We start from the raw sequence: 15,687 nt of genomic DNA, 5'->3' as shown, positions 1-15,687 counted from the left end.
TAGCCTTAGAGCGCCATAGGCAAACCTACGTAATTCTCGGCCAAACTTGCAGCAGCCACGCGGGAGGTGGTTACGTATTCCAATTCGGCGAGTTGGATTCCGCGCTCGAATGGCGTATGCTCCGCATGGCGGTGGAGCATCGACGTCATGTAAGAGGAGAACCGCTCCGCCTTCCAAACCCGCCGAAGAGCGGTATGCGAGTATTGCGCCAGCAAATCGTTTTTGCCGGAAGTATAGAGTTGTTGCAGCCCCCGTGCAAGTACCTGTACGTCCGCAAAAGCCAGGTTCAATCCTTTAGCACCGGTCGGCGGTACGATGTGCGCCGCGTCGCCGGCCAGGAATAAGCGCCCGTATTGCATGGGATCGCAGACGAAGCTGCGCATGGAAAGGATACTTTTCTGTATGATCGGTCCTTCAATGAGGTTAAATCCGTCATGCGTTTCGAGCCGGGCGTGAAGCTCCGTCCAAATACGGTCATCCGACCAATTGGCAATGTTGTCGGTTATGTCTACTTGCAGATACAACCGCTGAATTTCCGGCGATCGAGTGCTGAGTAACGCGAATCCGCGATCATGGTTGGCATATACGAGTTCGGGAGCGGACGGCGGCGCCTCTGCAAGAATACCGAGCCAGCCGAACGGATATTTTTTCTGGTAATCGACCCGGATATTAACCGGTATGTTCGGCCGGCTCGGTCCGTGAAAGCCGTCGCAGCCTGCAATGTAATCACACAAAATCTCCTGAAGTTCGGCGCCTTTATGAGGGCGAAATTGAATTTTGGGCAGCTCTGTATCCAGACCATGCAGGCTGACATCATCCACTCCGAAATAGATTTCACCGGCAGAGTCAAGCCTTGCAGCAACCAAATCCTTAATCACTTCATGCTGAGGATAAACGGTAACGTTCTTTCCTTCGGTAAGTTCATGCATATTGATTCGATGGCCCTGTCTGTTAAAACGCAATTCGATGCCATGGTGACAATGCCCTTCCCGCATCATGCGTTCGCCGACACCGGCCGCATTCATCAGATCTACGGATCCCTGTTCGAGAACGCCTGCGCGAATCGTTCCTTCAATTTCTTCCCGACTGCGATTCTCGAGTATTATGGAGTCGATCCCCTGTAGGTGCAGCAGATGGGAAAGCATCAAACCGGCGGGCCCAGCCCCGATGATTCCAACTTGTGTACGCACGTTGTAGCCCCCTTGATCAAGTCTTGACGCATCAATCCTACCAGTAATGAATGCGCTTTCAATATAGAACATGATACTCCTCTTTTTTCAGATTTAAAAGAGCATGATCTCTCTATGTGGAACATCATACGATAAAAAGCCCGGCCAGATATCTGGCCGGGCTTATGTTGCGCAGTATACTGCTTATTACATCATATCCATGCCGCCCATGCCGCCCATACCGCCAGGCATGCCCCCAGCAGCTTTGTCTTTCTCAGGCTTATCGGCAATAACCGCTTCGGTTGTCAGGAACATCGCTGCCACGGAAGCAGCGTTCTGCAATGCGGATCGAGTCACTTTCACCGGATCGATGATGCCGGCTTCGAACATGTTGACCCATTCGCCGGTTGCAGCGTTGTATCCTGTGCCGACGGATTCTTTCTTCAGGCGCTCAACGATAACGGATCCTTCTTGGCCTGCGTTGGACGCGATCGTACGGATCGGCTCTTCCAAAGCGCGAAGAATGATGTTTACGCCGGTTTTCTCGTCGCCGTCAGCTTTAACTGCGGAAACAGCGCTATATACATTAACGAGTGCCGTTCCGCCGCCGGATACGATTCCTTCTTCAACGGCTGCACGAGTAGCGTTCAATGCATCTTCAATGCGGAGCTTGCGCTCTTTCAACTCAGTTTCAGTAGCTGCGCCGACTTTAATTACGGCTACGCCGCCCGACAATTTCGCCAAGCGCTCTTGCAGTTTCTCGCGGTCGAAGTCGGAAGTGGTGTCTTCGATTTGCGCTTTGATTTGGTTGACACGAGCGACGATATCCGCTTTGTCGCCTGCACCGTCAACAACGATTGTGTTCTCTTTGTTAACGCGAATTTGACGAGCCGTACCGAGCTGTTGAATGGTCGTGGATTTCAGTTCAAGACCAAGTTCCTCGGTGATCACTTGACCGCCCGTAAGAGCGGCGATATCTTGCAGCATCGCTTTGCGGCGATCGCCAAAGCCTGGAGCTTTAACGCCGACACAAGTGAACGTACCGCGCAGACGGTTAACGACCAGCGTTGCCAAAGCTTCGCCTTCGATGTCTTCTGCGATGATCAGAAGCTGCTTGCCGGATTGAACGACCTTCTCCAGGACAGGCAGGATCTCTTGGATGTTTGTGATTTTCTTATCGGTGATCAGGATGTATGGGTTTTCGAGGACAGCTTCCATTTTGTCCGTGTCCGTAATCATGTACGGGGAGATGTAGCCGCGGTCGAACTGCATACCTTCTACGACTTCAAGCTCGGTTTGGAAGCCTTTCGATTCTTCTACAGTAATAACGCCGTCTTTACCGACTTTCTCCATAGCGTCAGCGATCAGCTGGCCGACTTCTTCGTCACCGGCAGAGATCGAAGCAACTTGAGCAATGTCATTGCGGCCTTCTACTTGTTTGGAAATGGACTGCAAACCTTCGACAGCAGCTCTCACCGCTTTGTCGATCCCTCTGCGGACGACCATAGGGTTTGCGCCTGCAGTTACGTTCTTCAAACCTTCGCGGATCATAGCCTGAGCCAGAACCGTAGCCGTTGTCGTACCGTCACCGGCGATATCGTTCGTTTTGGTAGCAACTTCTTTAACAAGCTGCGCTCCCATGTTCTCGAACGCATCTTCCAGCTCGATTTCTTTAGCAATGGTTACACCATCATTCGTGATGAGCGGGGAACCGAATTTTTTCTCGAGAACAACGTTGCGGCCTTTAGGTCCGAGCGTTACTTTTACTGCGTTCGCAAGAGCGTCAACCCCGCGAAGCATTGCGCGGCGTGCGTCTTCGCTAAACTTAATTTCTTTAGCCATGTTCAATAGCCTCCTTAAGTTCTTAACATATGTGCTTCCGCTGCCGTTTAAGGCCTCATGTTATGTTGCTATCTCTGCGCGCAATCAGCCTACGATTGCGTGAATGTCGCTTTCTTTCATAATCAAGTACTCTTTGCCTTCATACTTGATTTCGGTACCGGCATATTTGGAGAACAATACACGGTCGCCTTCTTTGACTTCCAGCGCGATCCGCTCGCCGTCCTTGTTCAGTGCGCCGGCTCCTACCGCGATAATGGTTCCTTCTTGCGGTTTCTCTTTCGCCGTGTCCGGCAGAACGATGCCGCTTGCGGTTTTTTCTTCTTTTGCGCTTGCTTCGACAAGTACGCGATCACCCAAAGGTTTGATCATGAAAAAGCCTCCTTCTTAAATAGGTGTAAAGTTTTTTTGCGGGTTGTACCCCTGTTAGCACTCGATTGCGTCAAGTGCTAATAACCATTTTCTATGATACTGATTTTGAAGTTGGTTTTCAAGCCCTTTTGAGATAATCCTTCACAAAAAAAAATACGGATCCGCATCTGCAGCGGATCCGCACCGATCGTCACGATTTCCATTGTTTCCCTTTTGGAAGAACCTCATTCATTCCTTGATCAACAGTCCATGGCGACCTGTTAAAGGTTGTCTTGCGCGGCCAATTGAGCCTCTTTGCTCTCACGTGCCTGAATACGTTTGCGATAGGCGATACGTGACAGCAGCACACTGAACTCATACAGTAGAACGAGCGGCACGGAGACCAGCACATCCGAAACGACATCCGGCGGCGTAATCATCGTGGCGATGGCTATGAGCGCAAACCAAGCGACTTTGCGCATTTTCTGCAGCAGTCTCGGATTCAGGATTCCGATCCGGGTGAGAAACAGAATAATCAGAGGAAGCTCGAACAGTAAGGAGACCGGCAGCAAAATATTGAAAAGAAAAGCGAAATACTGCGTCACTCCGTACAACTGTTGCAAGCCTAGGCTGGTCGACACTTTGTCTGTAAACAGATAAGCCATCGGAAAAACGACAAAGTAGGCAAAAGCAAGACCGATCAGAAACATAAGCAGCGCTCCGGGAACAAATTGAAGCGTGGACCGCTGCTCCTTCTCTCCCAATGCCGGGCGCACGAATGCCCACAATTGAAACAGGGTGAAGGGGATGGCGGCAATGAAAGAAATGAGTATCGCAAATTTCATATATAGGCCGATTGCGTCCCAAGGGGAGAATACATTCAATTTCAACTGCTCCACCGGGGCTGCGGCTACCAAATAATCATACAAGGGCTGGGCGCCGAATAAGCCGCCGACCAGACCGAGAACAAATACGATCAAACAATAGATGATCCGCTTTCGCAGTTCACCTACGTGCTCCAATACCGGCATCCAATTCTCATCCGGCCGGGAGTCGGGACTTTGCGCCATAGCTTGCCTCCTCGATTAATACGGTAGTCCGTCAAAGTGTTTACTCGCACAAGAGGGCTATCCCGCACGCAAGCACTTATCTGCGCAATGGGACAGCCCCTTGATGTATACCGGTAAACCCGAGTTATTCCGGGAGACGGCGTTCCGCCTTCGGCTGCTCGTTCTCCTCGGGGGATACGTCCACCCTACCCGCGGTACGGTCTTTGGAATCGTCCATGAGATCGTTAGCGCCTTTTTTGAATTCACGCAGTGTGCGGCCGAATGCGCGTCCTAATTCAGGCAGCTTGTTCGGTCCGAACAGAAGCAGCGCAATAAGTACCAGCAATATAATTCCTGAAGCGCCAATTCCGGACATGAGAATAACCTCCGTTCTCAATCTATTTCAAAAATATGCCGACATTACGCCTAATATCAGTATCATATCATACCATTGTTCACGGAAGTAGTGTATTTCCTTGACAATTATTTGTCCGCCCGCTGCTTCAAAGGGTTTGTTCCTGACTCAGTCCTCTTAACCCTTTCACTTGATCCAATGCTTCCGGGAGCATGTCCATAACGGCCATCAAATGTTCATGACGCCCTTCGGATCCCCGGGCAAATTCAGGATCAAGGTTCGTCCCCGAATGGCGCAGACGCCCCGGAAAAGCATGCCGCGGCGGGAGCGCTGCATTACAGCTGCACGCATAGCCTCAGCCATACCAGGAACAACACGCTCAGCAATCATAAGAGTCACTTCAGGAGTGACGTCGCGGATCGCCAGTTCCGTGCCGCCTGTAGTCAACACCAGATCCGCCTGAAAATAATCCGCCATTTCAATCAAAGCTGCCCGTATTTCATCCTTTTCGTCAGGAACGATGCGATAATCTACTATGTCTCCGCCCAGCTCTTCCTCTACCAACTCGCGTACAACTTGGGCGCTTGTATCTTCACGTTCCCCGCGCGATCCTTTATCGCTTGCCGTCAAAAGAGCGACCTTCCAACGCATGTTCCATCCCCCCGCTCCCATGAATGCGACGCTATTGCAATCTTATTCGGCTTCTCCGGCGTTGTAGGTATAATCGCCGGATTTCCCGCCGCTCTTTATCAATAACTTCACCGGACCGATCACCATATCCTTCTGGAGAGCCTTACACATATCGTAAACGGTCAACGCGGCTGCGGAGACGGCAGTAAGTGCTTCCATTTCCACGCCTGTTTTGCCTGTCGTTTTCACTTCGGCGGTAATCGTGAGAGTATCGGCTCCGTTATCCGCGAATTTCAGGTTGACGCCGGTTAACGGCAGCGGGTGGCACATCGGAATCCAATCGGAAGTCCGCTTGGCGGCCTGAATACCGGCAACTTGAGCGACAGCCAGCACGTCCCCTTTGGCCACGGAACCCGCTTTAATTCGCTGCAGCGTATCCGGCGCCATCGTGACTAGCCCTTGCGCAACGGCCACCCGGGCTGTCACCGGCTTATCGGACACATCAACCATAACCGCGCGGCCCTGTTCATTAAAATGGGTCAGACGATCTTCCGCATCAGCCATTACAATCCCCCCTGATCGTTGAACCAAATAATACCCTTATCTGTAGCCAAAGCATCGAGCCTTAGATCATGGGATTCTACCGGCAGCGGCTCTTCCACAACCTGATTGGAAAATGCAAAGCCGATCCACAGCGGGTTCTGCTTGCCGCTTGCCGTCATGGCCTCGTACAGCCGGTCATAATGTCCGCCGCCATATCCCAGCCGGCCGCCATTCTTGCTGAAGGCTAATCCGGGGACAAGTACAATGTCGATCGGCTGCGTGTCTTCCCAGAGCGCCGTTTGACGGGGATCCGGCTCCGGCACTCCCCATTTGCCGGGAATCCAGCTATACAATGCTTCGACCTTTCTTAACTGCATTCCTTCTTGGGCCGGCAGAATTGCCGGAGCATAGATCGCGTCCCCCATCTGCCAACATTGTTCGAGAAGCCGGACCGGGTCCGCCTCGGAGCGGAAAGCAGCGTATGCGCATAAGTTCAATGACCGGTTCAGACTCTGCCGAAGGGGGATAAGGATTTGGTCCTGCACCAGACGGCTGAGCTCATCGGAACGCTTTTTCCTTTCATCCGCCGACAGCGATTCCCGCACGGCTGTCATGCGGCTGCGCCATTCTCTTTTATCAGGCTTGCCTTGTGACGCTACCATGAAGGAAACCCACCTTTTAATCCGTCAAAAAGTAGTTCTATTTTATCATTTTTCACCTATTTGCGCCAAAAGAATGCCGCTTGGACGATCCCCTGCATTTAAGATACACTTGAATTATTAAGACGAAATTAAATCTTCGGAGGGATACCTCTTGCTTTTACAATCATCAGGCATTACCAAACATTATGGCGTGACCCCCGTACTCGAAGGAGTCTCACTTCAAATAAACGAACGCGAGCGAATAGGCCTCGTAGGCGTAAATGGCGCAGGAAAATCGACGTTCCTCAAAATATTGGCCGGGGAAATAACAGCGGATAACGGTTCGATTTCCAAACCGAGAGAGCTGCGAATCGGATATTTGGCACAAAACGGAGGCCTCCAAGGACACCTCACGATCATGGAGGAAATGATCTCGGCATTCGGACCACTCCTGGAGCAGGAAAGGATTTTGCGCGGCTTGGAGGAACGCATGGCCGACCCTGCCGAGCTGGAGAATCCGGAGCGTTATGAATCCTTGGTCTCCCAGTTCGCCGATCTAAGTGAAAAGTTTCGGGAAAATGGCGGATACGAGATGAATAACCGCATTCGCAGCGTTCTTCACGGCATGGGCTTCGGAGATTTCGCCCCGGATACGCCTGTTTCCTCTTTAAGCGGCGGACAGCGGACGAGATTGGCATTGGCCAGACTTCTGCTCGTTCATCCGGACCTGCTTCTGCTGGACGAGCCGACCAACCATCTGGACATCGACACATTGAGCTGGCTGGAACAGTATCTTCGTTCGTATTCCGGCGCTATGGTCATCGTCTCCCACGACCGTTATTTTCTTGACGCAACGGTTACTTCCATCGTAGAAATCGAACGGCATGCGGCCATCCGATATACGGGCAACTACACGCGATTCATGGAGCTGAAGGCTGCAGCTTTCGCCCAACAGCTTAAACTCTATGAGCAGCAGCGCAAAGAACTGTCGCGTATGGAGGACTTTGTGCAGCGCAACATTGCGCGGGCATCTACGACGAGACGGGCACAGAGCCGGCAGAAGTCGATCGAACGGATTGAAAGGCTGGAAAGACCGGGAAGTCTGCGGCAAGCCAGTTTTTCTTTTACAACTGAGCGAAGAAGCGGCAAAGAGGTTCTTAGGGCCGTTAATTGTTCTGCAGCTCCTAAGCCGGAGTTGGAAGCCCTGTTTCAAAACGTTACGTTTGAGGTTAAAAGAGGTGAAAGGCTTGCTTTGTTAGGACCGAACGGTGTCGGTAAAACGACCTTGTTAAAGACGCTCATCGGCAAATTAGAATTGCGGAGCGGCACCATTGAATGGGGAGCGGGAATCTCTCTCGGTTACTATGATCAGGAACAACGGGAAGTGAATCCCGGCAATACGGTGCTTGAAGAACTGTGGAGCGCGTTCCCCCAGCTTCCTGAAGCAGAAATTCGCACCGTGCTCGGTAATTTTCTGTTCAGCGGCGATGATGTCCGGAAGAAAATCAGCTCCTTAAGCGGCGGAGAAAAAGCGCGGGTAGCTCTCTCGAAGCTCATGCTGCGCAAAGCCAATGTTCTGCTGCTCGATGAGCCGACGAATCATCTGGATCTGATGAGCCGCGAAGTGCTGGAAGCTGCGCTTGATGAATATGACGGCACCCTGATTTTCGTATCTCACGACCGTTATTTTCTGAATCGGATCGCTGATCGCATTGTCGAGCTTCATCCGAACGGGACGGAGCATTTCCTCGGAAATTATGACGAAATGGTTGCGAAAAAACAAGAAATGCTGGAGTGGGAAAACGCTGCGGATACCATTTCCTCAAAAGTTTCGGATCCGTCTGTAAGCGATTATGAAGCGGATAAGCAGGCAAAACGCGAGGAACGCGCGCGCCAGCGCAAACGGGAGCAGGCGGAAGCGGATATCGCGAAGCTGGAGACCGAGCTGACCGGCTTGGAAGAGGAAATGGCTTCGCCGGAGTTGAGCACGGATTATATGAAACTCCGGGATAAACAGGCGGAAGCCGAGCAAAAGCGTGAGGCACTGGATGAGGCCTACCAAGCTTGGGAACAATTGATGGAAGAATAAATCGGTTTATTTATTTTACTTATACACAGGCCTATCCACAGCTTGCGCATAACAAGGGCGATCGGCGGATTTTTTAATCCTCCGCATTCTTCTTGGTGCGCAGGCTGTTTTTATGTCTTTTTTTAGCAGAAGGTACACTTTTCCACCGATTTATCCCCATTATCCACAAATCTATGAAAAGAGAATTGAAAAACTCATCCCCCGCTTCATTTTTTCATCCGTCATCTGCGCCAACGGTTTCACAATTTTATCCCCACTATCCACAAGCCCTGTGGATAACCTTGTCCACAAAGGGGTTTTTACTGTCCTTGATTCGGTAATATGGGCAGTTAAACCGCTCCCAGCGGCTTACACGTGCTGAACCGCGGCTGAGTGCGCAAATAAGCCGCTCCCAGCGGCTTACACGAGCTGAACAGTGGCTGAATGCGCAAATAAGCCGCTCCCAGCGGCTTACACGAGCTCAGCCGGGGCTGAGTGTGCAAATAAGCCGCTGACAACGGGTTAAATGGACCTAGTTAAGCTTCTTTACGCACCTTTCGATTGCCGTCCGCCAGCAACGCGGAATTGCAGGCAGAGACATAAGCACGTGCAGAGGCCAGAATGATGTCCTGGTGAATCGCAGTGCCTCGGAACCTTTGTCCGTTGCTCACTACAGTAACTACCGCCTCCCCGAATGCCTCCTCACCGGTAGAAAGTGATTGAAGTTCCAAATCCTCGAATACCGCCTCGACAGGCATTGCTTGACGGATACAATGGATAACCGCCTCAAGCGGACCTTCACCGGCTCCGGTATAGGTTTTGCCGATGCCATCCTCAGCGCTGCTTATGGTAACGGACGCGATCCGGGAACGGTTGGAACCGGCCAGCACTTGCAAATCCACTAAAGTGAACGGCTCTATGCTCGAGCCCGTCGATTCGCCGAGCAGCTGGAGAAGAACGTCGTCTGTAATGATTTTCTGCTCATCCGCTTTTTCTTTGAATCGTCGATACAAGTCGTCCATCGCGGAATCTGCCAACGTCACCCCATATTCTGCTGCCCTGTGTTTAATGGCATGACGGCCGGAATGTTTGCCCAGAATGATCATGCTCCGAGGTATGCCCATAGCTTCCGGATCCATAATCTCGTACGTGCTGCGGTTTTTAAGCAGTCCGTCCTGATGGATACCTGACTCGTGCTGGAACGCGTTTCTTCCGACGATAGGTTTGTTAAAGGCAACCGGAAAATGCATGGTTCGGCTTACCAAGCGGGAGTCTCGTAAATTTGATCCGTGCGGATCCCGGTTTCAACCCCAATGGACTCGCCCCGCGTCTGAACGGCCATAACCAGCTCCTCCAAAGCACAATTGCCCGCGCGCTCCCCGACTCCATTGACGCTTACTTCGACCTGAGTTGCGCCGTGGCGGATCGCAGCAAGGCTGTTCGCAACAGCCAAACCTAAATCGTTGTGACAGTGGGTGCTGAATACCACTCTGTCTGCGCCCCGCACCGCTTTACGCAGCCGGGAAAAGAGCGGCCCGAACTCTTCCGGCAGGGCGTAGCCCATTGTATCCGGAATGTTGATGATCGTTGCTCCTTCCTCGATGGCCGCCTCAACCACTTGAATAAGAAACTCCTCAGTTGAACGGGAAGCATCCATGGGTGAAAACTCGATTTCGTCGACGAATTGTTTTCCGTAGGCAACCATGTCGCGCAGCATGCGAATAACTTGGTCCTGGGTTTTACGAAGCTGAAAATCCAGGTGTATTTGTGAAGAAGAGATGAACAGATGCAGACGCCGGCGGGCCGCGTCTTGCGTTGCCGCTGCCGCAGCGTCGATGTCCGCTTTTACGCAGCGTGCAAACCCGCAAATTTCTACGTTTTGAAGCTCGCGTGAAATTTGCCGGATCGCCTCGAACTCCCCGGGGCTGGAGATCGGAAAGCCGGGCTCTATGACATCCACTCCCAAGCGGGCAAGCTGGCGGGCAATGACAATTTTCTGCTCGGGTTTCAAGGATGCTCCGGGAGCTTGCTCGCCGTCTCTCAATGTCGTATCGAAAATTTGAATTCGTCTTTTGTTTGTGCTTGTCATTAAGTTAACCTCCTTGAAATTGTGAGTACGGCATATCGAGAGAACGACAAAAAGCCCGTCGTCTCTTAAGGCTAGAGACGACGGGCTTGTGAGCCGCCGCGGTACCACTCCGCTTGAAGGGGTTCGCTTCCGAACGGCGAACTGTTCCTCCCACTTATGCGCCGGCTTCCATCGTTCGGTCGATGGAAGCGGCGAGCGCCCGATATCGGAGGCCAACCGTACCCGTGTACCCGATGGCGGCTGGAGGCCGTCCTTCGATCCACGTTTCCGCTCCCGGGCGAGTTCGGATCCCTTATACGGCTGCGTCGCACCAACCCGCAGCTCTCTGCACGATAAGGGGTTCCTACTGCTCCCGTTCATTGCGTTCTTAATATAAAAGCCCGCCGTCTCCTGAATAAGAGACGGCGGGCACGATGGCCTTCCGCGGTACCACTCTTGTTGATGTCCCTGCCTCCATACCAGAAGGGGAATATCCGCTTTACACCTTGTCACGGAGGTTCACCGTACAAGTGTACTGATCGGACTTAGGCCGATCCTTCCACATGTCCGCTCCCAGGCGAGTTTCGGGTTCCCTTCCGCTGCGTTGCACCGTCCCGCAGCTCTCTGTATGCCGGGTGAATTCCCTACTGTTCCTGATCTTTGCGTTTATTTGGCTATGTTCCCGCTTTTCGGGGATTGATCTTATTATATTCACCGGAAAATTATCTGTCAATTCCGTCTTTTTACCCTTTGACCGACCAGTCTTCCAACGAGAAGCCCGGCTCTGCTTTCATATCGAGTGAGGTAAACTCGCTTCTGCGCCACTTCAAATCCGCAGCTGCGCCAATCATCGCCGCATTATCGGTACACAGAACATGGGGCGGGATCAACAGCGGTAAATTCGCCTCCCGGCACAAGGCTGTCAACGTCTCCCTCAATCCCCGGTTTGCCGCCACCCCTCCGCAGAGAAGCAGCTGCCGGACGCCGAATTCCGCCGCTGCTCTCATCGCCTTGCCCGTGACGACATCTATAACCGATTGCTGAAATCCACGAGCCAAAGCTGAAAAATCGGGAGTTTCCCCTTTCATCCGGGAACGGTTGATTTCCGCCAGCACGGCGGATTTTAACCCGCTGAAGCTGAAATCATAGGAGTCCGGTTCCAGCCAGGAACGCGGAAGCACCACCTCATCCTGCGCTTCATGCGCAAGACGGTCGACATGCGGCCCGCCGGGATAAGGAAATTTGAGCGCGCGCGCGACTTTGTCATACGCCTCGCCCACCGCATCATCCCTTGTTCGGCCGACGATGCGGAATTGTCCTTCCTTTTCGATCAGAACAAGCTCTGTATGTCCGCCGGAAACAACGAGCGCGAGAGCAGGATAGAGAATATCCCCAATCAATTGATTCGCATAGATGTGGCCTGCAATATGATGCGTTCCGATGAGGGGAACATCCAGCGCAAGAGCAAGGCTTTTGGCCGCCACAATCCCGACCAGCAATGCTCCCACCAGCCCTGGCCCTTGCGTAACCGCTACCGTATCTATATCTCCCGGGCTTACGCCCGCTTTTTTGAATGCTTCCTCAATGATGACCGTAATGCTCTCCACATGCTTGCGGGAAGCGATCTCCGGAACGACGCCGCCGAACTGGCGGTGTGTCTCGATCTGGCTGGAAACGATATTCGAAAGTATTTGCCGGCCGCCTTTAACGACTGCAACCGATGTCTCGTCACAGCTCGTTTCGATCGCAAGCATCAGATAGTCCGGCTTAGTTGCCATTCCACTCATGTCTGTCCCCTTCCCGGCCTCCTGCCGTTTCCGCATCGGCGGCCGATCCGTTGGACGTAAGCTCCGCCCACATAATCAGCGCATCCTCTCTATTATCCGAATAGTAAGCCGGGCGGATGCCGGATGGGTAGAATCCCATTTTACGATATAAGGATTGCGCTCTTTCGTTCGAGACCCGCACCTCCAGCGTCATACGCAGCGCACCAAGCCAGAGCGCGGTTTTCATCATTTCTCGGAGCAGCTTCTTTCCATAGCCTTGGCCCCGATACTGCTCCCGGATGGCAATGTTCGTCACATGCGCCTCATCGACAATAAGCCACATGCCGCCGTAACCCAACACCTTGTCATCCAGTTCCATAATCATATATTTGGCGAAAGCATTTTGTGTAAGTTCGGTGCGAAAGGCTTCTTCCGACCATGGCGCGGTGAAAGACTCCCGCTCGATTTGTACGATCATGCCGATGTCGTCCAAAGTCATGCTCCTGTAATTCATGCGATCCTCGATTTCCTCTATCTTCTGCCGCATCCTTTCACTCTCCCCGCGATGCTGCGAGCAGCTTGGCTTCCGCTTCCGCGAGCTGAGTATAATTCGGAACGAAAGAATGCACATCATCCCGGCCGCCTTCACGAAAACGGATTTCCGCAAGCCGGCCTAATGCTCCCGCATCCATATCGCATGCCAAGGTGCGAAGCCGCATGCCCGACTGCTCCGCCATCTCGATAGCGGCGGAATGCGGTGCGACTTCGCCGACGAACCAAACTGCAGACACTCGTTCGTCATCCGTGGCTTCATTTTCCAGCAATTGTGACCAGCCGGCGATCAGCCTGATCCCGTCTTCGTCGAGTGTTTCCCATTTACGCGGATGGCCGGCGGCATATCGCGACGTGTAGACTTGTCCTCGACGCGCGTCCATGAGAGGGATGATCCACACAGCCCGATCTGTGCCGATGTTCTCGTCAGCGGATTGTAAAGACTCCCATGCTCCAAGCGCCAAAGCTTCCAAGCTGGACACGCCGATAAGCGGTTTGTTCCAGGTCCAAGCCAGCGTTTTGGCCGCAGTGACTGCAATTCTGACGCCGGTGTAAGATCCCGGTCCTTGACCGACTGCAATCGCATCTATATCTTGTGCTTTCAGACCGTTACGCTGCAGCAGGTCCTTGATCTCTGAAATCACTTTAACGGAATGATTGCGTTCGCTGAAAGATAGAATTGAATCCACAGTCTCGCCGTCTCTAACTATAGCTGCAGCGAGCGAAGCGGTGGATGTATCGAAGGACAGTATGGTGACCGAGCGATCACCCGTTTCATTTGCATCGTGTTTCATCCTGCCGTACCCTCCTCTTCCGCCTTACGCAGTCGAAGTTGTCTGCACCAGGCTTCATACCTTTGTCCAATAGGCCGGCAAACGATTTTCCGCGAGTGCGGTCCTGTTGTTTCCAGCCGAATGTGCAGCCGTTCCGGCGGCAAGATCGGTTCGATGATGGAGGCCCACTCTACTAATGTTACGCCTTCCCCGTGAAAATACTCGTCCAATCCGAGCTCATCCGCTTCCGGAAGCGACAATCGATAGACATCCATATGGTAAAAAGGCAATTTGCCGCCATCATATTCTTTAATAATCGTATAAGTAGGGCTGTTCACGGTTCCAGGCACACCGAGCCCATGAGCAAAGGCTTGTGCGAACCTCGTCTTCCCTGCGCCCAAATCGCCGTCCAGCGCCAGAAGGGTTCCAGGTGCCGCAAGCTGCGCCAATGCCGCCGCAAAATGAGCCGTATCCGCTTCGTTCTGTGCATGGAGCACGAATTCTAATGTGTGAATCTCCTTGTTATTTCGCTGCATGCGCCCGGTTATCCCTTCGAGAAATGATTGTAGCCCTGTTTTAAAATTTGCTGTCTGCGACCTGATGAGGCTTCGAGTAATACTTCCGGCGCGCCTTGTTCCACTTCTCCGATAATGAACAAAGGTATTCCTTCCGCGCGAAACTGTTCCTTCATCGCCGCTTCATGCCGGTGATCCGCAGTGCCCAGCAGCACATAATCCTCACCGCCGTACAGCACCCAATCCAGCGGGTTGATCCGGCATCGGTGGGCATACGCAGCGAGTTCCCCTGACAAAGGAAGCTGGGCTTCCTTCAATATGAGACGAACACTCGACGCTTCCGCGATTTCCCAAGCCTCGCTAGCTAAGCCGTCACTTATATCATTGAGTGCGGACCCCCAGCCCTGTTCGACCAGAAGCCGGCCCGCCTTAACGGAAGGTGAAGGACGTTGATGCGCCTTAATTAATCGCTGCGGTGGGCGCGGGCTTCGGCTGCCTTCAGGTTTCGGCAATAAACCGTGAAGCCCTGCCGCGGATAATCCCGTGGCTCCCGTCAGAAACACGAACTGGCCCGGACCGGCATCGCTCCGGCGAAGAGCCCGGCCTGCTTCAACTGTGCCCATCACCGTAACCGAGACGACCAAATGACGCGGCGCAGCGGTAGTGTCGCCGCCGACAACCGCCACTTCATACTGCGCAGCGCACTCGTAGAGACCGTCATACACTTTCTTCATGCGCTGCTCATTCCAGTTCGGAGGTATGCTGACCGATACGAGAGCGAACTTGGGCACACCACCCATGGCAGCAATATCGCTAATATTGGAGGCGAGGGCTTTATAACCGATGTCTTCTTCGCACATGGTATCCGAAAGAAAATGCACCTCTTCAACCATAGTGTCCATCGCCAGCAGCCATTCCTGACCGGATGCTCCTTGCACGATCGCAGTGTCGTCACCGATCCCCAGAATTACTCCCGAGCCTTGCAGGAATTCCTTCGACTGACGGTCTTCCGTCCAGACGCGAATGAGTCCGAACTCGTCAATTGTCGGCACCGGAAAATCCCCTTTATACGTCATTTTGTCATTAATTATATCGGGGTGTGCCTGAACATGCAAAGACCCGTTCGGCGGCGCCGAACGGGTTTTCGCGTTTGTATCGGACTATTGACGGTTGCCGAGATTCGCGAGAGCGGCCGTAAGTCCGCCATCCATCGGCATAGCGCCGGACATAGGTCCCATGGCGCCCATTGCCGTACGCGTTCCGTCCATCGGCAGATATCCGGTTCCACCCATCATGCTGCTGCCGCCCATACCCGCCCATCGGAACCCATCGATCCCATGCTGCTTCCGCCTACCGCCCATGACCCAT

The 15,687-nt window shown here is 53.0% G+C and carries 14 protein-coding genes, 2 pseudogenes and 1 other annotated feature; of the genes and pseudogenes, 1 reads left to right on the top strand and 15 read right to left on the bottom strand.

The window, feature by feature from the left end; all coding sequences use genetic code 11:
* Window positions 1-5 precede the first annotated feature (5 nt).
* The 8 genes and pseudogenes from SD71_RS09965 to SD71_RS09930 form a co-directional block, all read right to left on the bottom strand.
* On the bottom strand, window positions 6-1,190 hold the full coding sequence (locus SD71_RS09965; RefSeq protein WP_041063074.1) for a 4-hydroxybenzoate 3-monooxygenase: 1,185 nt from the start codon (window positions 1,188-1,190) through the stop codon (window positions 6-8).
* A 186-nt stretch (window positions 1,191-1,376) separates the two neighbouring features.
* Entirely contained in the window at window positions 1,377-3,011 is a 1,635-nt protein-coding gene (gene groL / locus SD71_RS09960) for a chaperonin GroEL (protein WP_041062268.1), read from the bottom strand.
* Window positions 3,012-3,095: 84 nt separating this feature from the next.
* Window positions 3,096-3,380, bottom strand: coding sequence for a co-chaperone GroES (gene groES, locus SD71_RS09955; protein WP_041062266.1), 285 nt, complete (start codon window positions 3,378-3,380; stop codon window positions 3,096-3,098).
* Window positions 3,381-3,640: 260 nt separating this feature from the next.
* The gene (gene tatC / locus SD71_RS09950) at window positions 3,641-4,429 is read right to left on the bottom strand and encodes a twin-arginine translocase subunit TatC (RefSeq protein WP_041062264.1); all 789 of its coding nucleotides are present in this window, start codon (window positions 4,427-4,429) and stop codon (window positions 3,641-3,643) included.
* A gap of 124 nt (window positions 4,430-4,553) precedes the next feature.
* Window positions 4,554-4,784 carry a twin-arginine translocase TatA/TatE family subunit gene (tatA, locus tag SD71_RS09945; protein WP_041062262.1) on the bottom strand — a complete coding sequence of 77 codons (231 nt, stop codon included), beginning with the start codon at window positions 4,782-4,784 and terminating at the stop codon, window positions 4,554-4,556.
* A gap of 127 nt (window positions 4,785-4,911) precedes the next feature.
* Window positions 4,912-5,414 (bottom strand): annotated as a pseudogene (locus SD71_RS09940) (MogA/MoaB family molybdenum cofactor biosynthesis protein).
* Window positions 5,415-5,456: 42 nt separating this feature from the next.
* Entirely contained in the window at window positions 5,457-5,957 is a 501-nt protein-coding gene (gene moaC / locus SD71_RS09935) for a cyclic pyranopterin monophosphate synthase MoaC (RefSeq protein ID WP_041062260.1), read from the bottom strand.
* Window positions 5,957-6,598: a 5-formyltetrahydrofolate cyclo-ligase gene (locus SD71_RS09930; RefSeq protein WP_052476125.1), complete on the bottom strand. Its 642-nt coding sequence runs from the start codon at window positions 6,596-6,598 to the stop codon at window positions 5,957-5,959. Before SD71_RS09930 ends, moaC begins: the two co-directional genes overlap by 1 nt.
* 151 nt (window positions 6,599-6,749) lie before the next feature.
* Between SD71_RS09930 and SD71_RS09925 the strand changes: the two genes are divergently transcribed.
* On the top strand, window positions 6,750-8,666 hold the full coding sequence (locus SD71_RS09925; RefSeq protein ID WP_041062257.1) for an ABC-F family ATP-binding cassette domain-containing protein: 1,917 nt from the start codon (window positions 6,750-6,752) through the stop codon (window positions 8,664-8,666).
* A 515-nt stretch (window positions 8,667-9,181) separates the two neighbouring features.
* Here the strand turns inward: SD71_RS09925 and SD71_RS09920 are convergent.
* The 7 genes and pseudogenes from SD71_RS09920 to SD71_RS23935 all read right to left on the bottom strand — a co-directional run.
* Window positions 9,182-10,734: pseudogene (locus tag SD71_RS09920) on the bottom strand (2-isopropylmalate synthase).
* 394 nt (window positions 10,735-11,128) lie between these two features.
* Window positions 11,129-11,383 (bottom strand) — a binding site (T-box leader).
* A gap of 73 nt (window positions 11,384-11,456) precedes the next feature.
* A complete protein-coding gene (gene tsaD, locus SD71_RS09915) occupies window positions 11,457-12,536 on the bottom strand; it encodes a tRNA (adenosine(37)-N6)-threonylcarbamoyltransferase complex transferase subunit TsaD (RefSeq protein WP_082034165.1) in 1,080 nt (359 codons plus the stop codon).
* Window positions 12,481-13,026 carry a ribosomal protein S18-alanine N-acetyltransferase gene (rimI, locus tag SD71_RS09910; RefSeq protein ID WP_041062253.1) on the bottom strand — a complete coding sequence of 182 codons (546 nt, stop codon included), beginning with the start codon at window positions 13,024-13,026 and terminating at the stop codon, window positions 12,481-12,483. The genes tsaD and rimI overlap by 56 nt, the downstream gene beginning before the upstream one ends.
* A 4-nt stretch (window positions 13,027-13,030) precedes the next feature.
* Window positions 13,031-13,825 carry a tRNA (adenosine(37)-N6)-threonylcarbamoyltransferase complex dimerization subunit type 1 TsaB gene (gene tsaB, locus SD71_RS09905; protein WP_041062250.1) on the bottom strand — a complete coding sequence of 265 codons (795 nt, stop codon included), beginning with the start codon at window positions 13,823-13,825 and terminating at the stop codon, window positions 13,031-13,033.
* Window positions 13,822-14,340 carry a tRNA (adenosine(37)-N6)-threonylcarbamoyltransferase complex ATPase subunit type 1 TsaE gene (gene tsaE, locus SD71_RS09900; RefSeq protein ID WP_041062249.1) on the bottom strand — a complete coding sequence of 173 codons (519 nt, stop codon included), beginning with the start codon at window positions 14,338-14,340 and terminating at the stop codon, window positions 13,822-13,824. Before tsaE ends, tsaB begins: the two co-directional genes overlap by 4 nt.
* Window positions 14,341-14,348: 8 nt before the next feature.
* The gene (gene thiL / locus SD71_RS09895) at window positions 14,349-15,371 is read right to left on the bottom strand and encodes a thiamine-phosphate kinase (RefSeq protein WP_326998734.1); all 1,023 of its coding nucleotides are present in this window, start codon (window positions 15,369-15,371) and stop codon (window positions 14,349-14,351) included.
* A gap of 108 nt (window positions 15,372-15,479) precedes the next feature.
* A partial coding sequence (locus SD71_RS23935) for a hypothetical protein (protein ID WP_041062247.1) occupies window positions 15,480-15,687 on the bottom strand: 208 nt, incomplete at its 5' end.

Origin of the sequence: Cohnella kolymensis (genome assembly GCF_000829465.1) — a bacterium.
Classification (GTDB): domain Bacteria; phylum Bacillota; class Bacilli; order Paenibacillales; family Paenibacillaceae; genus Cohnella; species Cohnella kolymensis.
Note: the sequence above shows the minus strand (reverse complement) of the source record. Positions and strands in the feature narration are given on the sequence as shown.